Origin of the sequence: Streptomyces sp. NPDC096079 (assembly GCF_040303145.1) — a bacterium.
Taxonomy (GTDB): Bacteria; Actinomycetota; Actinomycetes; order Streptomycetales; family Streptomycetaceae; genus Streptomyces.
In genome coordinates this window covers 1-21374 of sequence record NZ_JBEOST010000007.1, presented here as the reverse complement: position 1 = coordinate 21374, position 21374 = coordinate 1, and the positions used below count along the sequence as shown (strand labels likewise).

Here is a 21374-nt window from a genome sequence, read left to right as displayed (position 1 = left end):
GACAGCTTCCACGCCATGTGGCGGTCGCTGCGGCCCCTCGGCCGCAGCGCCGCCTCCGGTGGCTACCGCCGCTACGCCTGGACCGAGGCCGACGCCGACTGCCGGCTCTGGTTCCGGATGCAGGCCGAGGCCCGCCGTCTGGACGTCGAGACCGACCGCAACGGCAACCAGTGGGCCTGGCTCGGCGACCCGACGGCCGGCGACGCCGTCGTCACCGGCTCCCACCTGGACTCCGTCCCCGACGGCGGCGCCTTCGACGGCCCCCTCGGCGTCGTGTCCGCCTTCGCCGCCCTCGACGAGCTCCGCGCCCGCGGCGCCTCGTTCAGGCGGCCCCTCGCCATCGTCAACTTCGGCGACGAGGAAGGAGCCCGCTTCGGCCTCGCCTGCGTCGGCTCCCGCCTCACCGCCGGACGGCTGACGAAGGAGCAGGCCCACGAGCTCCGCGACGCCGACGGGATCACCCTCCCGCAGGCCATGGAGGCCGCCGGGTACGACCCCGAGCGGATCGGCGCGGACCCCGAGCGGCTCGCCCGCGTCGGCGCCTTCGTCGAGCTCCACGTCGAGCAGGGCCGGGCCCTCGACCTCTCCGGGGACGCCGTCGGCATCGCCTCCTCCATCTGGCCGCACGGCCGCTGGCGCTACGACTTCGCGGGCGAGGCCAACCACGCCGGCACCACCCGGCTCGTCGACCGCCGCGACCCCATGCTCAGCTACGCCGAGACCGTCCTCGCGGCCCGCCGCGAGGCCGAACTCGCGGGCGCCGTCGCCACCTTCGGCAAGATCGCGGTCGAGCCGAACGGCGTCAACGCCATCCCGTCGCTGGTCCGCGGCTGGCTCGACGCCCGCGCCGCCGACCAGGGCTCCCTGGACAAGGTCGTCGCGGGAGTCGAGGCGGCGGCCCGGGAGTACGCCGACCGCCACGGCATCGACCTCGCCGTCGTCCAGGAGTCCTCCACCCCGATCGTGGAGTTCTCGCACGCCCTGCGCGACGAGCTCTCCCGCATTCTGGGCACCTCGGGCAAGGTGCCGGTCCTCGGCACCGGAGCGGGACACGACGCGGGCATCCTGTCCGAATCGATCCCGACCGCCATGCTGTTCGTACGGAACCCCACGGGCGTCTCGCACTCCCCGGCCGAGAACGCGGCCGAGGACGACTGCGTGGCCGGGGTCCTCGCACTCGCCGACGTACTGGAGGAGCTGGCGTGCCGATGACGACGTACTGGCTGGAACACGCCTGGCTCGACACGAACGTCGAGCCGGGCGTGGCCCTGGAGGTCGGCCCGGACGGCCGGATCGACGCCGTCCGCACGGGGGCGGACACGCCCCCGCCCGGCGCCGTCGTCCTGCGCGGCCTCACCGTCCCCGGCCTCGCCAACGCCCACTCGCACGCCTTCCACCGCGCCCTGCGCGGCACCGTCCAGGTCGGCTCCGGCACGTTCTGGACCTGGCGCGAGACCATGTACACCGTCGCCCAGCGCCTCACCCCCGACAGCTACTTCGCGCTCGCCCGCGCGGTGTACGCGGAGATGGCGCTCGCCGGCATCACCTCCGTCGGCGAGTTCCACTACCTGCACCACGCCCCCGGCGGCACCCCGTACGCCGACCCCAACGCCATGGGCGAGGCACTGATCGCGGCGGCCGGCGAGGCGGGCATCCGCATCACCCTCCTCGACACCGCCTACCTCTCCTCCGGCTTCGGCGCCGCCCCCGAGCGGCACCAGCTCCGCTTCACCGACGGCACGGCCGAGACGTGGGCCGAGCGGGTCTCGGCCCTCAAGGAACGCGACGGCGTCCGGATCGGAGCCGCGATCCACTCCGTACGAGCGGTCCCCGCGGACCAGCTCTCGACGGTGGCCCGCTGGGCCCAGGACCGCCAGGCCCCCCTCCACGTCCACCTCTCCGAGCAGACCGCAGAGAACGAGGCCTGCCTCGCGGCCCACGGCATGACGCCCACCCAGCTCCTCGCGGAGCACGGCGTCCTCGGCGCGCGCACCACCGGCGTCCACAACACGCACCTGACGGACACCGACATCTCCCTCCTCGGCTCCTCGGCCACCGGCACCTGCATGTGCCCGACGACCGAACGGGACCTCGCCGACGGCATCGGCCCCGCCGTCGCCCTCCAGCGCGCCGGCTCGCCGCTCTCCCTCGGCAGCGACAGCCACGCGGTGATCGACCTCCTGGAGGAGGCGCGCGCCATGGAACTGAACGAACGCCTCCGCACCCGCACCCGCGGCCACTGGACGGCCGCCGCGCTCCTCCGCGCCGCCACCGCCGACGGCCACGTGGCCCTCGGCTGGGCCGACGCGGGCGTCCTGGAGCGGGGCGCCCTGGCCGACTTCACCACGATCACCCTGGACTCGGTCCGCACGGCGGGCCCCGTACCGCGCCTGGCCGCCGAGACGGCGGTCTTCGCGGCGACGGCGGCGGACGTGCACCACGTGGTGGTGGGCGGCCGGGTCGTCGTACGGGACGGGGCCCACGTCTCCGTACCCGACACGGGCGAGGCCCTCGCCACCGCGATCGCCGCACTCAGAGGCTGAGCGGACCCGGCCCACCCACCCCGCCCGCCCCCCACCGGAGAGCACCTTGACGACGACGCTCATCACGAACATCGGCAGCCTGGTCACGAACGACCCGACCCTCGGCACGGGCCCCCTGGGCCTCATCGAGAACGCGGCCCTGGTCCTGGACGGCGAGACGGTCGCCTGGGCGGGCCCCGCGGTGCGGGCCCCCGCCGCCGACACCTCCGTCGACGCCGCCGGCCGCGCCGTCATCCCCGGCTTCGTCGACTCCCACTCGCACCTCGTCTTCGCGGGCGACCGCACGGCCGAGTTCAACGCCCGCATGTCGGGCCAGCCGTACAAGGCGGGCGGCATCCGCACGACCGTCGCCGCGACGCGCGCGGCGAGCGACGCCGAACTGTCCGCCAACGTCGCCCGCTACATGGGGGAGGCGCTGCGCCAGGGCACGACCACCTTCGAGACCAAGTCCGGCTACGGCCTCACCGTCGAGGACGAGGCCCGCGCGCTGCGCATCGCCGCCGAGCACACCGACGAGGTCACCTACCTCGGCGCGCACATCGTGTCGCCCGACTACGCCGACGACCCCGCCGGCTACGTCAAGCTCGTCACCGGCGAGATGCTGGACGCCTGCGCCCCGTACGCCCGCTGGGTCGACGTCTTCTGCGAGAAGGGCGCCTTCGACGGCGACCAGGCCCGCGCGATCCTCAAGGCCGGCCAGGCGAAGGGCCTGCAGGCCCGCGTCCACGCCAACCAGCTGACGTACGGCCCCGGCGTGCAGCTCGCGGTCGAGCTGGACGCGGCGAGCGCGGACCACTGCACCCACCTCACCAGCGCCGACATCGACGCCCTCGCCCAGGGCAACACGGTCGCCACGCTGCTGCCCGGCGCCGAGTTCTCCACCCGCGCCGAGTGGCCGGACGCGCGGCGCCTCATCGACGTCGGCGTGACGGTCGCGCTCTCCACGGACTGCAACCCGGGCTCCTCCTTCACGTCCTCGATGCCCTTCTGCATCGCCCTCGCCGTCCGCGACATGCTCATGACGCCCGACGAGGCGATCTGGTCCGCCACCGCCGGCGGCGCCGCGGCCCTCCGCCGCACCGACGTCGGCCGCCTGAGCACCGGGGCCCGCGCCGACCTCACCGTCCTGGACGCCCCGTCCCACGTCCACCTGGCCTACCGCCCGGGCGTCCCCCTGATCGCGGAGGTCTGGCGCAAGGGCGCACGGACGGTCTGAGCGTCGCCCCGGTCAGTCCCGGTGGCCCAGGACGTTGACCACGCGGCCGTCCGGGTCGCGGACGAAGAAGCGGCGGACGCCCCAGGGCTCGTCGGTCAGGGGGTGGACGATCTCGGCGCCGGCCGCGCGCACCGTCGCGTACGCCGCGTCGACGTCCTCGACCTCGACGCTCAGATCGGGCACGACGGGCGCCGTCAGGTCGGCGGCCATCAGGCTGACCTGGGCGGCCGGGACGGCCGGCGAGGCGAGCGTCGCGATCCAGCCGTGGTCCATGACCTCCTCGAAACCGAGCAGCCCGTAGAACGCGCGGTTCTCGGCCGGCGCGGCCGTCCGGAGATTGGGCACCACACGACGGACGCTCATCGGGGCCTCCTGGGGGACGGCGGGGTGCGCGATCGCATGCCCCCACTCTGCCCCGGGCCCCGGGCCCCGTCAGCGGAACGCGTGAACGACCTCGATGGGTCGGAGCCCGAGGCCCGGGCTCAGGGGCACAGCGTGCGTACCAGCTCCGCCGCCGCCCCCAGCGCCGATGTCTCCTCCGGCGTGAGGTTCGGGTCCGCCGCGCGGCGCGTGCGGGCCGCCGGGAGGTGGGGGAGGGGCGGGGTGCCGAGACGGGCCAGCAGGGCGGCGAGGCCCGCGCGGGCGCCCGGGGCGTACGGGGCGGCGGACACGGCGACCTCCGCGAGGATCAACGCCGCCATGGCACGGTCCAGGCCCGGCGCGCCGCCCTCCTGGGCCGTCCGCCAGTCGATGACGACCGGGCCGCGGGTCTCCGTGAGGATCACGTTCCCCGGGTGCAGGTCCAGATGGACCACGCTCGCGCCCGGCAGCGCGTGCAGGCGGTTCAGGAGGTCCGCGATCAACTCGCCCGCCGCTTCCGGCTCGTACGCGCCGGCGAGCAGCGCGTCCAGGAGCGACGGTCCCGTCAGGCGCTCCATGACCAGGTCCGGGCCCTCCGCGTGGAGGACGGCCGGCACGGGGTAGCCCCGGTCCGCGAGCCGGACCATCAGCGCCGCCTCCCGCGTCGCGTCCCCGCCGTCCCGGTACCGCCGCAGCACCCGCCGCTCGTCGAGCGCGTGCACGTCCGCCGTCCTGCCCCGGCCGATGACCTTCACCCGGTCCACCCCTCCCGCACCTCGGTCCTCCGCGTCGCCGCGGACGGGCCGAGTATGCACGGAAGGCCCGTTCACGGTCGGAGGAGCGTGAACGGGCCCGGTCCGCGGGGAGTTCGTGGGGAGGGGTGGAGGTCACTCCTCCAGGGTCAGGCCGTGGCGCAGGCGCGACAGGGTGCGGGTGAGGAGCCGGGAGACGTGCATCTGGGAGATGCCGAGTTCCGCGCCGATCTCCGACTGGGTCAGGCCGGAGACGAAGCGCAGGGACAGGATCCGGCGGTCGCGCGCGGGGAGCGAGGCGATCATCGGCTTGAGGGAGGCGATGTACTCGATCCCGGTGATCCCGTCGTCCTCGTAGCCGAGGCGGTCGGCGAGCGCGGCCTCGCCGCCGGCGCCGTCCTCCTCGTCGGGCTGCGCGTCGAGGGAGGCCGCGGTGTAGGCGTTGCTCGCGGCCATGCCCTCGACGACCTCCTCCGGCGCGATGCCGAGCTCCTCGGCGAGTTCGGCGACGGTCGGGGCGCGGTCGAGGCGCTGGGCGAGCGCGTCACCGGCCTTGGCGAGGTCGAGCCGGAGCTCCTGGAGCCTGCGGGGCACGTGGACGGACCACGAGGTGTCGCGGAAGAAGCGCTTGATCTCGCCGATGATCGTCGGCATCGCGAAGGTCGGGAACTCGACGCCGCGGGCGAGTTCGAAGCGGTCGATCGCCTTGATGAGGCCGATGGTGCCGACCTGGACGATGTCCTCCATGGGTTCGCTGCGGGTGCCGAAGCGGGCGGCGGCGAACCTGACGAGGGCGAGGTTGAGTTCGACGAGGGTGTTGCGCACGTACGCGTACGCGTGGGTGCCCTCCTCCAGTTCGGAGAGCCGGGCGAAGAGCTGCTTCGACAGGGCGCGGGCGTCGACCGGTCCGATCCGGTCGAGAGGTTTGTCGAGCAGGTGGTCGGGCAGGTCGACGACAGGGGGGAGGGTGACTGCTGCCGACGGCGCGTCGGGGGTACGCGGGGCGTCGAGCCGGGGTGACATGGGTCTCCTTCGGGTGCTTCTCGCTGCGGTTTGCGGCGCCTCCAAAGCCGGTTGGGTCGGACGTTCCCTTCTAGCCCTACCCGCTCGACCCCGATGGTTGCAAGTGGCAATAATCCGTTTCGTACCGATTTGTGGCACCCCTCATGTGCATCGGAGGGCGCGCCGCTTGTAGGGTTCGGGGCACGTCAGTCGGCATCCGCGTGAGCGAGAAGAGGCACGGCCATGGACCGCGAAAACATCGGCAGCGCACCGCCCGCGCGGCTGCGGGTCGAGGTCCGGGACGTGTCGGGGGGCACACTCCTCACACCGGTGGGTGAGCTGGATCACCACACCGCCGAACTTCTCCGCGCCCCCCTGGACGGCGCCCTCGACGCCGGCGCCGCACGGCTCGTCGTGGACTGCGCGGGCCTGGAGTTCTGCGACTCGACCGGGCTCAACGTGCTGCTCGGCGCCCGGCTGAGGGCGGACGCCGCCGGCGGCGGCGTCCATCTGGTGGCGATGCGGCCCGCGGTGGCCCGGGTGTTCCACATCACGGGCGCGGACGCCGTCTTCACCGTCCACGAGACGCTCGACACGGCGTTCCCCGGCTGAGCCGGATCTCCCGCCGCCCCTGTCGCGGCCCAGCCCGTACGTCCTGTCCCCTCTGTCCCGTCGTCCGGTGAGGTGAAGCGTTGATGGACCAGGCTTCAGACGTCCGTACGCTCGCCCTCGGCGAGACCAGCGGCACGGTGCCGCTCGCGCGTGACTTCACGCGGTCGGCGCTCCACGAGTGGGGCTGGCTTCCCGCCGCCACCGCCGACCGCAGGGCCGCCGCCGAGGACGTCCTGCTCGTCGTCTCCGAGCTCGTCACCAACGCCTGTCTGCACGCCGAGGGCCCCGAGCGGCTGCGCGTGCTGCGGACGCCCCGGACGCTGCGCCTGGAAGTCACCGACCGGGGCGCGGGGCAGCCCGCGCCGCGCACCCCGCACCGGTCCGGGCGGCCGGGCGGTCACGGGATGTTCATCGTCCAGCGGCTCTGCCTCGACTGGGGCATCGAGCGCACGCCGGGCGCCCCCGGCAAGACGGTCTGGGCCGAACTGGCCGCACCGGCATAGGACTTTCACAAGTCCACTCGTTCCCCTGCCTTCCCTCCGCAAGGTCTCGGGCGTACCTTGACGCCCAATCTGAAAGACCGTCAGTTACGTTGCGGTGAGGGGTGCTCGGGGTGTCCAAGGTGCCGAACCGGAGGAGAACGACCGCCGCGCTCACGGCCGTGGCCGCGGCGGCGGGCGCGGCCGTACTGGCCGGCGCACCGGCCGCCCAGGCGGCCGTCGTCGACGTGAACTACGCCTGCGAGACGAAGATCGGGCCCAAGAGCGCCGTCTCGCCCGTCGACATCAAGGCCGTCAAGAGCGGCAGCGGCTACACGATCACCATGTCGTTCGAGAAGGGGGTCTCCGACAGCCCGGTCGAACTCCCCAAGGGCGTCATGACCCCGCGCGCCGAGCTCGTCCTCGGCGGCGACGCGAGCGGCACGGTGAAGGTCACCGGGACGCCGAACACGGCGGCCATCCCGCCCGACACCCCGATCAAGATCGGCACGCTGACCGGCACGTTCACCCCGAAGAAGAACGGCAAGGTCACCTTCACGGCAGGCACCCTCACCGTGCACGCCCTCGGGATGGACGCCGCCGTCTGCACCCCCAAGAACAACCCCAAGCCCTCGCTCGAACTCCAGGTCACGGGCGCCTCCGGCGGTTCCGACACCCCGCCGCCCGCCGACGACGGCAGCTCCGACGAGCAGCTGCCCAAGACCGGCCCGCTCGACTCCGCCGTCGCGCTCGGCACCCTCGGCGGCACCGTCCTGCTGACCGGCGCCGCCGGAGTCCTCTGGCTCACGCGGCGCACGGCACGCTGATGCGCGCGGCCGCACGCTCCGGGCTCGTGGCCGCCGCGACCGCCCTGCTCGGCGCGGTCGCGGCGGCGCCGCCCGCCGCCCGGGACTGGACGGCGGCACCCGCCGCCGGACGGCCCTACGCCTATCTGGAGGGCCCGCCCGGCAGCGTCCTCCAGGACACCCTGTCGGTCAGCAACCCCGGCGCCGCGCCGCTCACCGTGCACCTCACCGCACAGGGCGCCCCCGTGTCCTTCGCCGCCCGCACGGTGACCGTGCCCGCCAGGACCCGGGCCGACGTGCCCTTCGCCGTGACCGTCACCGCCGACACCCCGACCGGCGAACACCGGGGCACCGTCCGGGCCGCGGCCGCCGGCCGGGAGGTCCGCGTCGACCTGCGGCTCCGGGTCAGCGGACCACGCCTCGCCGCGCTCACCGTCGAGGACGTCCGGGTCGACGCGTCCACCGGCACCCTCCGCTACACCCTGGTCAACCGCGGCACCACGCTCCTCGCCCCGCGCCTCGCGGTCCGCGCCGAGGGACTCCTCGGCACCGTCCTCGACCGCCCGGACCGCGCCCTGCCGCTCACCCTCCGCCCCGGCGAGCGGGCCACCAGGACCGAACCCTGGCCCGACCCGCCGGCCCTCGACTCCGTCACCGTCCGGCTGACGGCCACCGCACCGGGCGCCGCCCCCGCCACCGCCCGCGCCGAGGCCGCCTTCGCCTCGGGCCCCGCGCTCACCGGCGCCGCCGGGCTGCTCCTGGCGGCCGCCGGCGGTGCCGGGTACGCGGCGCGGCTGCGCGCAACGTCCCGTACCCCGTCGGCGCCGGAGGCAGCATGAGGACGATCCGTACGGCCGCCGCCCTCCTCGCCGCCCTCGCCCTCCTGCTGCTGCCCGCCGCGCCCGCGGCGACGGCCGCGCCGGGGCCGGTGGTAGAGCTGTCGACGACGCAGGGCGGCAAGGGCGGCGAGATCACCGTCAGCGGCAGCGGCTGGGAGCCCGGCGCGCTGCTCATGCTCCTGATCTGCGGTCAGGGCGCCCCCGGCAAGGGCGTCATCGGCGGCACCAACTCCTGCGCCAACACCGACGGCCGGGCGGCCACCGTCGACAGCAGGGGGGCCTTCAGCACGAAGCTCCCCGTCGCCGAACCGCCCAAGCCCTGCCCCTGCGTGGTGCACGTCGCCGGGGTCACCGGCCGGCAGGACGCCGTCGACAAGGAGTTCACGGTCGCCGGACACCCCACGGCCCCGCTGCCCGAGGCCTCCGGCGACGGCCGCCTCGCCGTCCTCGCCGCCGTCCGCCTCGACGGCTCAAGCGGCCTGCTCGTGTGGTTCGGCGCGCCCCCGCGGCGGGAGGTCGTCTTCACCGTCGGCAACCTCGGCCCGGCCGCCGTCAAGGACCCCGTCTTCCAGGTCGGCACCAGCCACGGCGTCTTCGCGCCCCAGTACGAGGAACGCCAGTGGCGCGGCACGATCGAACCCGGCGCGAAGGCCCTGATCCGGCTCCCCGCCGAACTCACGGCCGGCGCGCACGGCGACTACCAGATCTCCGTGAAGTACGGCGGCAAGGTCCTCGTCGAGCAGCCGTGGGGCGTCGACAGGCCCTGGGGCGTCACCCTCTTCTGGGTGCTCCTCGCCGTCGTGGTGCCCGCCGCCCTGTTCCGGATCGGCATGGCCGTCGTCGACCGCGCGCGCCCGGCTTCCGGGCGGGGCCGGGCGGCCACCACCAGGACCCGGCCGAGGCCGCGCCCGCGTCGGCGCGCCCCGGCCCGTACACCCGCTTCCGCCCCCGCTCCGGGGGACGGGGAGACGACCGCGGCCCTGCCGTGGTTCAGCCCTGACTCCGCACCGTCAGCGCCAGAGAGCAGCAGCCCGACGACGAAGGGACATGCGTGAGTACGCAACGGAGGATGAGCGCGGCCGGGGTCGCGCTGATGCTCGGCGGCGCGGGGATCCTGTATGCCGCCGGCCCCGCCCAGGCCGCCGAGATCGGTTACGCGACGGAGTGCATCCCGCCGTCGATCTCGGGGCTTCCGCCCGTGCAGGGCACGACGAAGGTGCTGATCACCGCGCCCGCGGAGGCCAAGGTCGGCGACGAGGTCGAGATCGTCTGGAAGACCGTCCAGGCCGCCTCGAAGAACCCCGACGTGCTCGACCTCGACAAGGACACGGTGAAGCCGACCGGCGTCCTCACCGTCGGCGGCGCCGGGAGCGGGACCGTCGCGATGGAGGGACCGCGGCAGAACCCGCCGATCCCCAAGAACAGCCCGATGGTGCTCCCCGAGATGAAGGGGAAGCTGAAGCTGGACAAGGCGGGCGAGATCACGCTGACGCCCGGCAAGTACACGATCAACGTCTCCAAGCCCCTGTCGACGGACACCAAGTGCTCCCCGAAGCAGACGGTGCCGGTCGGCGCGACGATCAAGGTCACGGACGGCGGCGGGGGGACGACGACCTCGGGCGGTTCGACCACGTCCGGCGGTTCGACGGCCTCGGGCGGTTCGACGACGTCCGGCGGCTCCACGGCCTCGGGCGGGACCACGACGTCCGGCGGGTCGACGACGACGTCCGGCGGGTCGACCACGACGTCCGGCGGAACCACCACCGCGGGCGGCTCCACGGATTCCGGAGGTTCCTCCGACTCCGGGGGTACGGGTTCCACCGGCGGCGCCGCGACCGGCTCCTCCGGAGGCGGCTCCGGGAGCTCGGGCGGCTCGGGCGGCTCCGGCGGGCAGACCGACTTCCCGGGCAAGGAGGTCACCGTCGCCTTCGCCTGCAAGAGCCCCGGCCCGGCCGCGATCAACTCCAAGGTGACGATCAACGCCAAGAAGAACGGCGAGGTCTACGACCTGACCGTCAAGACGGCCAAGGGCGTCATGAAGAGCCCCGCCGCCCTGCCCGCGGGGGCCCTGAAGCCCGCCATGGCGGTGAAGCTCGGCGGGGCCGACAGCGGCACGGTGACGGTCACCGGCGCGGCCAACCCCACCGCCCTCGCCCTGGACGCCCCGGTCAGCCTGGAGGACATGAAGGGCACCTACCGGCCCGGCGCGACGGGCAAGTCCACGCTCAGCCCCGGCACGCTCACCATCAAGGTCAGCCTCGGCAGCGTGAAGATGGACATCCCCTGCCAGGTCAAGGGCGGCGTGCAGGCCTCCCTCCAGCTGGACACCAGCAAGCAGGACGGTGGCGCGGCCGGCGGTGACGACGGCGGGACGGACACCACCGCCGGCTCGGGCTCCGACGGCTCCGGCGGCTCCGACGGCGGGAACCTCGCCCACACCGGCGCGGACGACGACGGCGCCCTGCGCGCCCTCGCGCTCGTCGCGGGCACGGTCATCCTGGTCGGCGGCGCGGTCTTCACCTTCACCCCCTGGGCGCGGCTCAGGCGCTGAGGGAACGGCGAAGGCCGCCGCACCGGATCGGTGCGGCGGCCTTCGCCGTGCGGAGCCAGGGTCAGTGGACGCTGCCCATGAGGCCCTGGACCTTCTTGCGGTACATGTAGATCGCGAAGCCCGCGAGGACGGCCAAGGCCGCTTCCATCGCGATGATCCCCGTCCCGTTCAGGTCGACGCCCGCCAGCGAGAGCAGACCCGTGGTGCAGTCACCGGCGGTGACGGCGAGGAACCAGACGCCCATCATCTGCGAGGCGTACTTCTGCGGCGCCATCTTCGTGGTGACGGAGAGGCCGACCGGGGAGAGGCACAGCTCACCGATGGTCTGGATCATGTAGATCGTGACCAGCCACATCGGGGAGACCTTGGTGCCGTCGCCCGCCATGTTCATCGGGACGATGAAGACGAAGAAGGACGCGCCGACCAGGACGAGGCCCATCGCGAACTTCACGATGGTGTTCGGCTCCTGGTTCTTGCGGGCCAGCCACAGCCACAGCCACGCGAAGACCGGGGCCAGCGCCATGACGAAGAGCGGGTTCAGCGACTGGTACCAGGTGGCCGGGAAGCCGAAGCCGAAGACGGTGTCGGCGGTCTTGTCGTCCGCGAACAGCGACAGGGTCGAGCCACCCTGGTCGTAGATCATCCAGAAGACGGCGGCGGCGACGAAGAACCAGATGTAGCCGGTCATCTTCGACTGCTCGGTCTTGTCGAGGTCCTTGTCGCGCTTGATGCGGACGAGGACGGCGACCGGGATGATCAGACCGGCGAGGGTGATCGGGACGAGCGCCCAGTTCAGGGTGTACATGCCGAGGCCGACGACGACGCCGTAGAAGGCGGCGGCGAGGACGAACACGAGCGCGACCTTGACCAGGACGCTCTTGCGCTCGGCCGGGGAGAGCGGGTTCGGGACGACGTTGCTCTTCGGGCTCAGGTTCTTCGTGCCGAAGAGGAACTGGATCAGGCCGAGGCCCATGCCCAGCGCGGCGAGCGCGAAGCCGAGGTGCCAGTTGACCTTCTCGCCGACGGTGCCGACCACGAACGGGGCCACGAAGGCGCCGAGGTTGATGCCGACGTAGAAGAGCGTGAAGCCACCGTCACGGCGCGGGTCGTCCGGGCCGTCGTAGAGGTGGCCGACCATCGTGGAGATGTTGGCCTTCAGCAGACCGGAACCGGCGGCGACGAGCGCCAGGCCGACGAAGAACATCGCCTGGCCGGGGATCGCCAGCGAGGCGTGACCGGCCATGATCACGAAACCGGCGATGGCGACGGTCTTGCGGGCGCCCCAGACGCGGTCGCCGAACCAGCCGCCGGGCATGGCCATCAGGTAGACCATCGAGACGTACACCGAGTAGATGGCCGTCGCCGTGGCCGCCGTCATCGCGAGGCCGCCACCCTGGCTGCCGGTCGCCGCGTCCGCGCCGCCGGAGACCAGGTACAGAACGAGAAGGGCCCGCATGCCGTAGTAGGAGAAACGCTCCCACATCTCGGTCATGAAGAGGGTGGCCAGGCCACGGGGGTGGCCGAAGAACGTCTTCTCGGAACCAGGGGTTCCGGTGGAAGCCGTCGTCAGGCTGGACGCCATGTCGATCCTTGCTCTGTCGGGACGCACGCCTTGTGAGCGTGATGCGCCCGGTGGGGGAGGCCGGCACCGGCGGAGTCGTGGAACTCCACCGGGATCCACGCCCCGGGAGATGCGTCTTCGCGTCCCGGAACCCGGCCCACAGGTCATTCATCGTCACAAGGTTCGGCGAGGCCGACCTCACGCAGAAAGAGGACCTTGGCGCGCGAAGCTGGCCAAAGGTCCCCGATTACCGCTACTGACGTCTCGCCACCATACGACACGACAGTGCCGGATATGGAAGGACTTGAGAGATGGATCACAGGTGACACCGCAACCACGGAAGGTCATTCGAAGGTCATGTGCAGGATGCCCACAAGATCCCCAGGGGTCGTCCGGGCCGCGCGGATCCCGCCCCGGCCCGGGTGCCGTGCCGACTACCATCACCCCATGACCCGTGTACTGCTCGCCGAGGACGACGCATCCATCTCGGAACCGCTGGCCCGTGCCCTGCGGAGAGAGGGGTACGAGGTCGAGGTCCGCGAGGACGGCCCCACCGCGCTCGACGCCGGCCTCCAGGGCGGGGTCGACCTGGTCGTGCTCGACCTGGGCCTGCCCGGCATGGACGGCCTCGAGGTCGCCCGCCGGCTGCGCGCCGAGGGCCACACGGTCCCGATCCTGGTCCTCACCGCCCGCGCGGACGAGGTCGACACCGTCGTCGGGCTCGACGCGGGCGCCGACGACTACGTCACCAAGCCCTTCCGGCTCGCCGAGCTGCTCGCCCGGGTCCGGGCCCTGCTCCGGCGCGGCTCCACCGAGCCCGCCGTCGCCCCCGCCACCCACGGCGTGCGCATCGACGTCGAGTCGCACCGGGCCTGGATGGGCGACGAGGAGCTCCAGCTCACGGCGAAGGAGTTCGACCTCCTGCGGGTCCTGGTCCGGGACGCCGGCCGGGTCGTCACCCGCGACCAGCTGATGCGCGAGGTCTGGGACACCACCTGGTGGTCCTCCACCAAGACCCTCGACATGCACATCTCCTGGCTGCGCAAGAAGCTCGGCGACGACGCGGCGAACCCCCGCTACATCGCGACGGTCCGAGGCGTCGGCTTCCGCTTCGAGAAGAGCTAGGCCCCCTCTCCGTGCGACGCCGTCTGATCAACTCCACCCTCGCCGTCGTCCTCGTCGTCATCGCCGTCTTCGGGGTCTCCCTCGTCCTCGTCGAGACCCGCACCATCTCCAGCAGCGCCCAGGAGAGCGTCGACTCGGAGGCGCTGCGGATCGTCTCCATCGTCGACAGCCGGCTCATCGGCGGCGAGCCGGTGAACCCGGACATCCTGGCCGAGCAGAGCGGCGCCAAGCGGTACGCCCAGATCCGCATCCCCGGCCGCGACGCCATCGAGATCGGCACCCGCCCCGAGGGCGAGGTCATCCGCGGCCTCGCCGAGGGCGAGCGCGGGGAGACCGTGACCGTCGAGGAGTCCCGCTCCGCGGTGACCGCCGAGGTCGGCCGGACCCTGCTGATCATCGGCGCGGTGGCCCTCCTCGCGGTCGTCGCCGCCGTCCTCCTCGCCGTACGGCAGGCGAACAAGCTGGCCTCACCGCTCACGGACCTCGCCGAGACCGCCGAGCGCCTCGGCTCCGGCGACCCGCGGCCCCGGCACAAGCGGTACGGCGTGCCCGAGCTGGACCGGGTCGCGGACGTCCTCGACTCCTCCGCCGAGCGCATCGCCCGGATGCTGACCGCCGAGCGCCGGCTCGCCGCCGACGCCTCCCACCAGCTCCGTACGCCCCTCACCGCGCTCTCCATGCGCCTGGAGGAGGTCGCCATGGCCGACGAGCTGGACACGGTGCGGGAGGAGGCGACGATCGCGCTCACCCAGGTCGAGCGGCTCACCGACGTCGTCGAGCGGCTCCTCACCAACGCGCGCGACCCCCGGACGGGCTCCGCCGTCGCCTTCGACCTCGACGAGGTCATCAAGCAGCAGATCGAGGAGTGGCGTCCCGCCTACCGCAGCGCGGGGCGGGCCATCGTGCACTCCGGCAAGCAGGGGATGCGGGCGGTCGGCACCCCCGGCGCGGTCGCCCAGGTGCTCGCCGCCCTGATCGAGAACTCGCTCATGCACGGCGGCGGCACGGTCGCCCTGCGCACCCGCGTCACCGGCAACCAGTCGGTGATCGAGGTCACCGACGAGGGCCCCGGCGTCCCCGCCGACCTCGGCGCGCGGATCTTCGAGCGGGCGGTGAGCGGTCGCAGCTCGACCGGGATCGGCCTGGCGGTGGCCCGTGACCTGGCCGAGGCGGACGGGGGCCGTCTGGAGCTGCTCCAGCAGCAGCCGCCGGTCTTCGCGCTCTTCCTGAGCCGGGAGGTCAGGAGCGTCACGGAGCAGCCTCAGGAGCGCCCCGTACGATGAGGACCGCAGGTCAGACGCGGTCGGGCTGGCGGCGGGTCGCCTGCCGCGGGGCCTGCTCCAGGAACGATTCGGCGGTCTGCACGGCCTCCTTCGCCGGCAGCGCGCGGAACACCCAGGTGCGGTAGGACCAGAAGCGGAACAGGGTCGCGATGCCGATGCCGGAGAACTTGAAGAAGTTGCTCGCGAGCGGGCCGTCCCAGCCGAAGCCGTACGTCGCCGCGTACAGGATGCCGTTCTCGATGACCAGGCCGACCAGGCTGAACAGCAGGAACAGCGTCAGTTCCTTGGTCCGCCCGGACTTGTCGCGGTCCCGGTACGTGAAGTAGCGGAAGCCCACGTAGTTGAAGGCGATGGCCACCACGGTGGCGATCAGGCTGGCCCGCACCACCGGGATCTCCGTGGTGTGGCGCACCAGGTTGAACACGCCGAGGTTGACCAGGACGCCGAGACCGCCGACCACCCCGAACTTGGCGACCTCGCGCAAGAGCCCCTCGAGTCGCATGCGCAGCGCGCCGGGTTCACTCATGGTGATCGCTCTGTCCGTCCGTCCGGATGACGTCCGGGCGACGTCAACCCAACCATGCTAACCAGCGCCCCTGTCACCCGCCCGGGTACCTGGGAAACCTGTGGACAACCCGTATCCCACCCGGGTCGTGCTTGTGCCAAACCACAGCCGGACGAGTGTTCCCTGATGGTGCGGATACCCTAAGAGGGTGACGTTCCCCGTAGTAGGCATGGTCGGCGGCGGGCAGCTCGCCCGTATGACCCACGAGGCGGGTATCCCCCTCGGCATCAAGTTCAAGCTCCTCAGCGACACCCCGCAGGACTCCGCGGCCCAGGTGGCGGGCGAGGTCGTCATCGGCGACTACCGCGACCTGGACACGCTGCGTGACTTCGCGCGCGGCTGCGACGTGATCACCTTCGATCACGAGCACGTCCCCACCGAGCACCTGCGCGCCCTGGAGGCCGACGGCATCCCCGTCCGTCCCGGCCCGGACGCGCTCGTGCACGCGCAGGACAAGGGGGTGATGCGCGCGAAGCTCGACGAGATCGGCGCGCCCAGTCCCCGGCACCGCATCGTCGCCGATCCGGCCGACGCGGAGGCCTTCGCGGCCGAGGCCGGCGGCTTCCCGATCATCCTCAAGACCGTGCGCGGCGGCTACGACGGCAAGGGCGTCTGGTTCGTCCGCACGCCCGAGGACGCCCGCGACCCCTTCCTCGCCGGGGTCCCGGTCCTCGCCGAGGAGAAGGTCGACTTCGTCCGTGAGCTCGCGGCGAACATCGTCCGCTCCCCGCACGGCCAGGCCGTCGCCTACCCGGTCGTCGAGTCCCGCCAGGTCGACGGCGTCTGCGACACGGTCATCGCGCCCGCGCCCGACCTCGACGACGAGCTGGCCGGACAGGCGCAGGAGCTGGCGCTCCGGATCGCCAAGGAGCTGGGCGTCGTCGGCCACCTCGCCGTCGAGCTGTTCCAGACCACGGACGGCCGGATCCTCGTCAACGAGCTGGCGATGCGCCCGCACAACTCCGGCCACTGGACCCAGGACGGGGCGATCACCTCGCAGTTCGCCAACCACGTCCGGGCGGTTCTCGACCTGCCCCTCGGCGATCCGCGCCCGCGCGCGCCGTGGACCGTGATGTGCAATGTCCTGGGCGGCGACTACCCGGACATGTACTCCGCGTACCTGCACTGCATGGCCAGGGACCCGCAGCTCAAGATCCACATGTACGGCAAGGACGTGAAGCCCGGACGCAAGGTGGGCCACGTCAACACCTACGGCGACGACCTCGACGACGTGCTGGAGCGCGCCCGTCACGCCGCCGGCTATCTGCGAGGAACCATCGTTGAGTAATCCGCTCATTGGCATCGTCATGGGATCCGACTCCGACTGGCCCGTGATGGAGGCCGCGGCGCAGGCCCTGGACGAGTTCGAGATCCCGTACGAGGTCGACGTCGTCTCCGCCCACCGGATGCCGCGCGAGATGATCGCGTACGGCGAGGAGGCCGCCGGCCGCGGGCTCAAGGCGATCATCGCGGGCGCCGGCGGCGCCGCCCACCTGCCGGGCATGCTCGCCTCCGTCACCCCGCTGCCGGTGATCGGCGTCCCGGTGCCGCTGAAGTACCTCGACGGCATGGACTCGCTGCTCTCCATCGTGCAGATGCCGGCCGGCGTCCCGGTCGCCACGGTCTCCGTCGGCGGCGCCCGCAACGCGGGCCTGCTCGCGGCCCGGATCCTCGCCGCGCACGACCCCGACCTCCTCACCCGGATGCGGGAGTTCCAGCAGGAGCTCAACGACCAGGCGACGGAGAAGGGCAAGCGCCTCCGGGCCAAGGTCGAGGGCTCGGCGTCCTTCGGCTTCGCCAGGTGACCGCGGCCGACCGTCTCGACGAGGCCAGGGAGTTCCTGGCCTCGTCGCCCGTGGTCGACGGCCACAACGACCTCCCGTGGGCGCTGCGCGAGCACGTGCGCTACGACCTGGACCGGCTGGACATCGGCGCGGACCAGACCGGCGCGCTCCACACCGACCTCGCCCGGCTGCGGGCCGGCGGCGTCGGCGCCCAGTTCTGGTCGGTGTACGTGCCGTGCCGGATGGCCGGCGACGACGCGGTCAGCGCGACCCTGGAGCAGATCGACGTCGTCGACCAGCTCCTGGAGCGGTACGCCGCCGACCTCGCCCCGGCGCTGACGGCGGACGACATGGAGGCGGCCCGGAAGCAGGGCCGCATCGCCTCCCTCAAGGGCGCCGAGGGCGGCCACTCGATCAACAACTCCCTCGCCACCCTGCGCGCGCTGCACGCCCTGGGCGTCCGCTACATGACGCTCACGCACAACGACAACAACGACTGGGCGGACTCGGCGACCGACGAGCCCGGGGTCGGCGGCCTCTCCGCCTTCGGCCGGCAGGTCGTCCGCGAGATGAACCGCTCCGGCATGCTCGTCGACCTCTCGCACGTCGCCGCGACGACCATGCGGGACGCGCTCGACGCCACGACGGCGCCGGTGATCTTCTCGCACTCCTCGTCCCTCGCGGTCTGCGACCACCCGCGCAACGTCCCGGACGACGTCCTGGAGCGGCTGCCCGCGAACGGCGGCGTCGCGATGGCCACCTTCGTGCCCAAGTTCATCCTCCCCGCGGCCGTCGAGTGGACCGCGCGGGCCGACGACAACCTCCGGGCGCACGGCTTCGACCACCTCGACACCACCGCCGGGGCGATGAAGCTGCACCGCGCCTTCGAGGAGGCGAACCCGCGCCCGATCGCCACCGCCGCCACGGTCGCCGACCACCTCGACCACATGCGCGAGGCCGCCGGCATCGACCACGTCGGCATCGGCGGCGACTACGACGGCACGGCCTTCACCCCGGCCGGCCTCGACGACGTCGCGGGCTACCCGAACCTGATCGCGGAGCTCCTGCACCGCGGCTGGTCCCGCCCGGACCTCGCCAAGCTGACCTGGTCCAACGCGGTCCGCGCCCTGCGGGACGCGGAGGCCGTCTCCCGCGATCTGAGGAGCCGTACGGCCCCGTCGAACGCCACCATCGAGGCGCTCGACACGCCCTGACGCCCCTCACCCGGACGGCTCAGCCCACCGGGCCGGGGGCCTGGGCCGGTGGCACGGTGGACGGTACTGCCCCGCCGCTCTCGGCGGGGCGGTACTGCATCGCCGAGTCCGGAGTAACACCATGGCGGAACTGCTAGACGACCCTCCCACCCTCTCCTCCGTCCCTGCCGCCGCCGGCGAGCCCGATCCTCCGGAGTCACCGCCACCGCCCGACGAGACCGCGCGGGCCCGCGCCCTGCTGGCCGCGCAGCCCGTCACCGAGGGCCACACCGAACTCCCCGGCTCGCTCGATCCCGAGGACCTGCCGCCCGCCCGCGCCCCGGAGGCCGGGGCGCAGTTCTGGTCCCTGTACGTCGACCCGGACGAGGGCGTCATCGGGACCCTGCGGCGCATCGACTCCGTCCGCGCGCTCGTCGCCGCCTGCCCCGAGGAGCTGCGCCTCGCGTACGGCACCACCGAGCTGGCGCACGCCCGCAACTGCGGCCGCGTCGCCGCCCTGCTCGGGCCGGTCGGCTGGACGGCGCTCGGCAGCTCGGCCGCCACCCTGCGGGCCTACCACGCCCTGGGCGTACGGGCCGTGAACCTCGACCGCTTCGACCGCTTCGCCCGCGACGCGGTACGGGAGATGAACCGCATCGGCCTGGCCGTGGACCTCTCCGGCGCCGACCAGGACACCGTCCGCCGGGCCCTGGCGGCCACCCGCGCTCCGGCCCTGCTGACCCGGGCGGCCCCGGAGACCCTGCCGGACGAGGTCCTCGGCCTCCTCGGCGAGAACGGCGCCGTCCTCATGGTCACGGTGACCGACGACCCGGCGGCCGACGCCGACGTCCTCGACCGGGTGCGGCGGGAGGCGGGCGCGCACTGCGCGGGCGTCTCCCACACCACCGCCCCGGCCGCCGGGTACGTGCCGCTCTTCGCGGAGCTGCTCCGCCGGGGCTGGACCGCCCAGGAGCTGGTCGGCCTGGCCCACGCCAACGCCACCCGGGCGCTGCGCGAGACGGAGTTCCTGTCCCGGACGAACCGGATCCGGCCGGCCGTGGCCTGACGGCCGTACGACGGGAGGGGCGCACCGCGCGGCGGTGCGCCCCTCCCGTCGTCCGTCGGACAATCCCTAGGCCGTCGGGCGGCCCATCGCCCGGTAGGTCCAGCCGGCCGCGCGCCAGTGGGCGCCGTCGAGGGCGTTGCGGCCGTCGAGGATCACGCGGCTCGCGGCGACCGAGGCCAGCTCGGCCGGGTCGAGCTCGCGGAACTCGCGCCACTCGGTCAGGTGGAGGACGACGTCCGCCCCGCGGACGGCCTCCAGGGCCGAGTCGGCGTAGCCGAGGGTCGGGAAGACCTTGCGGGCGTTCTCCATGCCCTTCGGGTCGTAGACGGTCACCTGGCCGCCCTGGAGGTGTATCTGGCCGGCCACGTTGAGCGCGGGGGAGTCGCGGACGTCGTCGGAGTCCGGCTTGAAGGTGGCGCCGAGGACCGCGACCCGGCGGCCGAGGAAGGTGGAGCCGCCGAGGGCCTCGCGGGCCATCTCCACCATCTGCCCGCGCCGCCGCATGTTGATGGAGTCGATCTCGCGCAGGAAGGTCAGGGCCTGGTCGGCGCCCAGCTCGCCCGCGCGGGCCATGAAGGCCCGGATGTCCTTGGGCAGGCAGCCGCCGCCGAAGCCGATGCCGGCGCGCAGGAACTTGGCGCCGATCCGGTCGTCGTGGCCGATCGCCTCGGCGAGCTTGGCGACGTCGCCGCCGGCGGCCTCGCAGACCTCCGCCATGGCGTTGATGAAGGAGATCTTGGTGGCGAGGAAGGAGTTGGCGGCCGTCTTCACCAGTTCGGCCGTCGGGAAGTCGGTGACGACGAACGGCGAGCCCTCGCCGACGGGGACCGCGTACACCTCGCGGAGCGTCTTCTCGGCCCGCTCGCCGTAGGCGCGCACGCCGACGACGATGCGGTCCGGGTGCAGCGTGTCCTGGACGGCGAAGCCCTCCCGCAGGAACTCCGGGTTCCAGGCGAGGTCGACGCCCTCGGGGAGCAGTGCGGCGAGCCGCTCGGCCGAGCCGACGGGGACGGTGGACTTGCCGACGACCAGGGCCCCTTCGCGTACGACTCCGGCGAGGGAGGCGAAGGCGGCGTCGACGTAGCTCATGTCGCAGGCGTACTCGCCGTGCTTCTGCGGGGTGTTCACGCAGACGAAGTGCACGTCGCCGAAGGCGCCGACCTCCTCCCAGGAGGTGGTGAAGCGCAGCCGGCCGCTCGACCCCTCGATCCCGGCGACGTGCTTGGCGAGGAGTTCCTCCAGGCCGGGCTCGTACATGGGGACGCGTCCGGCGGACAGCATCGCGATCTTCTCGGGGACGACGTCCAGGCCGAGCACCTCGAAGCCCAGCTCCGCCATGGCCGCGGCGTGGGTGGCGCCGAGGTAGCCGGTGCCGATCACGGTGATCTTGAGGGCCATGCGGGACTCCAGGGAACGTCGGGCGGAATGCCTGCCCGAGCATAGTCGTGCCCTGGTCCGGGGCCGGGGCACGCCCTACCCTTTGAGTTACTTAACGGTAGTTAGCAAGCGTGGGAGTGAGTGAACGTGGCGGGTTCGACTGATTTCGACCTGTATCGGCCCTCCGAGGAGCACGACATGCTCCGGGAGTCGGTGCGTGCCCTCGCGGAGGCGAAGATCGTGCCGTTCGCGGCGGCGGT

The 21374-nt window shown here is 73.0% G+C and carries 21 protein-coding genes; 15 read left to right on the top strand and 6 right to left on the bottom strand.

Annotated elements, in window-relative coordinates; translation table 11 throughout:
- The first annotated feature begins 15 nt into the window (after positions 1-15).
- Genes ABTY59_RS16375 through hutI form a run of 3 tightly spaced genes read left to right on the top strand, consistent with a single transcriptional unit; the run spans position 16 to position 3759 of the window.
- Positions 16-1212 (top strand): allantoate amidohydrolase, encoded by a 1197-nt coding sequence (locus ABTY59_RS16375; protein WP_352019903.1) that lies wholly within the window; start codon positions 16-18, stop codon positions 1210-1212.
- Positions 1203-2543: a formimidoylglutamate deiminase gene (locus ABTY59_RS16370; RefSeq protein WP_352019624.1), complete on the top strand. Its 1341-nt coding sequence runs from the start codon at positions 1203-1205 to the stop codon at positions 2541-2543. The genes ABTY59_RS16375 and ABTY59_RS16370 overlap by 10 nt, the downstream gene beginning before the upstream one ends.
- Positions 2544-2589: 46 nt before the next feature.
- Positions 2590-3759: an imidazolonepropionase gene (gene hutI, locus ABTY59_RS16365; RefSeq protein ID WP_352019623.1), complete on the top strand. Its 1170-nt coding sequence runs from the start codon at positions 2590-2592 to the stop codon at positions 3757-3759.
- Between the two features lie 12 nt (positions 3760-3771).
- Here the strand turns inward: hutI and ABTY59_RS16360 are convergent, their stop codons facing one another.
- From ABTY59_RS16360 to ABTY59_RS16350, 3 genes are all read right to left on the bottom strand, one after another.
- Entirely contained in the window at positions 3772-4122 is a 351-nt protein-coding gene (locus ABTY59_RS16360; RefSeq protein WP_352019622.1) for a VOC family protein, read from the bottom strand.
- A gap of 119 nt (positions 4123-4241) precedes the next feature.
- The gene (locus ABTY59_RS16355) at positions 4242-4883 is read right to left on the bottom strand and encodes a phosphotransferase (RefSeq protein ID WP_352019621.1); all 642 of its coding nucleotides are present in this window, start codon (positions 4881-4883) and stop codon (positions 4242-4244) included.
- Between the two features lie 123 nt (positions 4884-5006).
- On the bottom strand, positions 5007-5894 hold the full coding sequence (locus ABTY59_RS16350) for an RNA polymerase sigma factor SigF (RefSeq protein ID WP_352019620.1): 888 nt from the start codon (positions 5892-5894) through the stop codon (positions 5007-5009).
- Between the two features lie 222 nt (positions 5895-6116).
- On the opposite strand from ABTY59_RS16350, the gene ABTY59_RS16345 reads away from it, so the two are divergent.
- From ABTY59_RS16345 to ABTY59_RS16320, 6 genes are all read left to right on the top strand, one after another.
- A complete protein-coding gene (locus ABTY59_RS16345; protein ID WP_352019619.1) occupies positions 6117-6485 on the top strand; it encodes an STAS domain-containing protein in 369 nt (122 codons plus the stop codon).
- An 83-nt stretch (positions 6486-6568) separates the two neighbouring features.
- Positions 6569-6988, top strand: a complete 420-nt coding sequence (locus tag ABTY59_RS16340; RefSeq protein WP_352019618.1) for an ATP-binding protein — start codon at positions 6569-6571, stop codon at positions 6986-6988.
- Between the two features lie 119 nt (positions 6989-7107).
- Positions 7108-7791: a peptidase gene (locus tag ABTY59_RS16335; protein WP_352019902.1), complete on the top strand. Its 684-nt coding sequence runs from the start codon at positions 7108-7110 to the stop codon at positions 7789-7791.
- A complete protein-coding gene (locus tag ABTY59_RS16330) occupies positions 7791-8609 on the top strand; it encodes a COG1470 family protein (RefSeq protein ID WP_352019617.1) in 819 nt (272 codons plus the stop codon). Before ABTY59_RS16335 ends, ABTY59_RS16330 begins: the two co-directional genes overlap by 1 nt.
- Positions 8606-9664: a hypothetical protein gene (locus ABTY59_RS16325; RefSeq protein ID WP_352019616.1), complete on the top strand. Its 1059-nt coding sequence runs from the start codon at positions 8606-8608 to the stop codon at positions 9662-9664. The genes ABTY59_RS16330 and ABTY59_RS16325 overlap by 4 nt, the downstream gene beginning before the upstream one ends.
- Positions 9665-9678: 14 nt before the next feature.
- A complete protein-coding gene (locus tag ABTY59_RS16320; protein WP_352019615.1) occupies positions 9679-11160 on the top strand; it encodes a hypothetical protein in 1482 nt (493 codons plus the stop codon).
- A gap of 61 nt (positions 11161-11221) precedes the next feature.
- Here the strand turns inward: ABTY59_RS16320 and ABTY59_RS16315 are convergent, their stop codons facing one another.
- A complete protein-coding gene (locus tag ABTY59_RS16315) occupies positions 11222-12742 on the bottom strand; it encodes a peptide MFS transporter (RefSeq protein ID WP_352019614.1) in 1521 nt (506 codons plus the stop codon).
- A 426-nt stretch (positions 12743-13168) separates the two neighbouring features.
- Between ABTY59_RS16315 and ABTY59_RS16310 the strand changes: the two genes are divergently transcribed.
- Positions 13169-13846 (top strand): response regulator transcription factor, encoded by a 678-nt coding sequence (locus ABTY59_RS16310; protein ID WP_030690380.1) that lies wholly within the window; start codon positions 13169-13171, stop codon positions 13844-13846.
- Positions 13847-13857: 11 nt separating this feature from the next.
- On the top strand, positions 13858-15129 hold the full coding sequence (locus ABTY59_RS16305) for a sensor histidine kinase (RefSeq protein ID WP_352019613.1): 1272 nt from the start codon (positions 13858-13860) through the stop codon (positions 15127-15129).
- Between the two features lie 10 nt (positions 15130-15139).
- Here ABTY59_RS16305 and ABTY59_RS16300 read toward each other — a convergent pair whose 3' ends face one another.
- Positions 15140-15655: a GtrA family protein gene (locus ABTY59_RS16300; protein ID WP_352019612.1), complete on the bottom strand. Its 516-nt coding sequence runs from the start codon at positions 15653-15655 to the stop codon at positions 15140-15142.
- A gap of 187 nt (positions 15656-15842) precedes the next feature.
- Here ABTY59_RS16300 and ABTY59_RS16295 point away from each other — a divergent pair, with 187 nt between their 5' ends.
- The 4 genes from ABTY59_RS16295 to ABTY59_RS16280 all read left to right on the top strand — a co-directional run bounded on the left by ABTY59_RS16295 (position 15843) and on the right by ABTY59_RS16280 (position 19737).
- The gene (locus ABTY59_RS16295; RefSeq protein ID WP_352019611.1) at positions 15843-16982 is read left to right on the top strand and encodes a 5-(carboxyamino)imidazole ribonucleotide synthase; all 1140 of its coding nucleotides are present in this window, start codon (positions 15843-15845) and stop codon (positions 16980-16982) included.
- A gap of 19 nt (positions 16983-17001) precedes the next feature.
- Entirely contained in the window at positions 17002-17499 is a 498-nt protein-coding gene (gene purE / locus ABTY59_RS16290; RefSeq protein WP_352019901.1) for a 5-(carboxyamino)imidazole ribonucleotide mutase, read from the top strand.
- Positions 17496-18692 carry a dipeptidase gene (locus tag ABTY59_RS16285; protein ID WP_352019610.1) on the top strand — a complete coding sequence of 399 codons (1197 nt, stop codon included), beginning with the start codon at positions 17496-17498 and terminating at the stop codon, positions 18690-18692. The genes purE and ABTY59_RS16285 overlap by 4 nt, the downstream gene beginning before the upstream one ends.
- A 121-nt stretch (positions 18693-18813) precedes the next feature.
- Complete coding sequence (locus ABTY59_RS16280; protein ID WP_352019609.1) at positions 18814-19737, top strand: membrane dipeptidase; 924 nt, start codon at positions 18814-18816, stop codon at positions 19735-19737.
- Positions 19738-19803: 66 nt separating this feature from the next.
- Here ABTY59_RS16280 and ABTY59_RS16275 read toward each other — a convergent pair whose 3' ends face one another.
- A complete protein-coding gene (locus ABTY59_RS16275; RefSeq protein ID WP_352019608.1) occupies positions 19804-21135 on the bottom strand; it encodes a UDP-glucose dehydrogenase family protein in 1332 nt (443 codons plus the stop codon).
- Positions 21136-21374: the final 239 nt, after the last annotated feature.

What these genes read in the sequence shown, in the direction of transcription:
- ABTY59_RS16375 (WP_352019903.1), top strand. Translation starts at nt 16, where the DNA reads ATGTGGCGGTCGCTGCGGCCCCTCGGCCGCAGCGCCGCCTCCGGTGGC.
- ABTY59_RS16360 (WP_352019622.1), bottom strand. Translation starts at nt 4,122, where the DNA reads ATGAGCGTCCGTCGTGTGGTGCCCAATCTCCGGACGGCCGCGCCGGCC.
- ABTY59_RS16350 (WP_352019620.1), bottom strand. Translation starts at nt 5,894, where the DNA reads ATGTCACCCCGGCTCGACGCCCCGCGTACCCCCGACGCGCCGTCGGCA.
- ABTY59_RS16345 (WP_352019619.1), top strand. Translation starts at nt 6,117, where the DNA reads ATGGACCGCGAAAACATCGGCAGCGCACCGCCCGCGCGGCTGCGGGTC.
- ABTY59_RS16340 (WP_352019618.1), top strand. Translation starts at nt 6,569, where the DNA reads ATGGACCAGGCTTCAGACGTCCGTACGCTCGCCCTCGGCGAGACCAGC.
- ABTY59_RS16330 (WP_352019617.1), top strand. Translation starts at nt 7,791, where the DNA reads ATGCGCGCGGCCGCACGCTCCGGGCTCGTGGCCGCCGCGACCGCCCTG.
- ABTY59_RS16325 (WP_352019616.1), top strand. Translation starts at nt 8,606, where the DNA reads ATGAGGACGATCCGTACGGCCGCCGCCCTCCTCGCCGCCCTCGCCCTC.
- ABTY59_RS16320 (WP_352019615.1), top strand. Translation starts at nt 9,679, where the DNA reads ATGAGCGCGGCCGGGGTCGCGCTGATGCTCGGCGGCGCGGGGATCCTG.
- ABTY59_RS16315 (WP_352019614.1), bottom strand. Translation starts at nt 12,742, where the DNA reads ATGGCGTCCAGCCTGACGACGGCTTCCACCGGAACCCCTGGTTCCGAG.
- ABTY59_RS16310 (WP_030690380.1), top strand. Translation starts at nt 13,169, where the DNA reads ATGACCCGTGTACTGCTCGCCGAGGACGACGCATCCATCTCGGAACCG.
- ABTY59_RS16300 (WP_352019612.1), bottom strand. Translation starts at nt 15,655, where the DNA reads ATGAGTGAACCCGGCGCGCTGCGCATGCGACTCGAGGGGCTCTTGCGC.
- purE (WP_352019901.1), top strand. Translation starts at nt 17,002, where the DNA reads ATGGGATCCGACTCCGACTGGCCCGTGATGGAGGCCGCGGCGCAGGCC.
- ABTY59_RS16280 (WP_352019609.1), top strand. Translation starts at nt 18,814, where the DNA reads ATGGCGGAACTGCTAGACGACCCTCCCACCCTCTCCTCCGTCCCTGCC.
- ABTY59_RS16275 (WP_352019608.1), bottom strand. Translation starts at nt 21,135, where the DNA reads ATGGCCCTCAAGATCACCGTGATCGGCACCGGCTACCTCGGCGCCACC.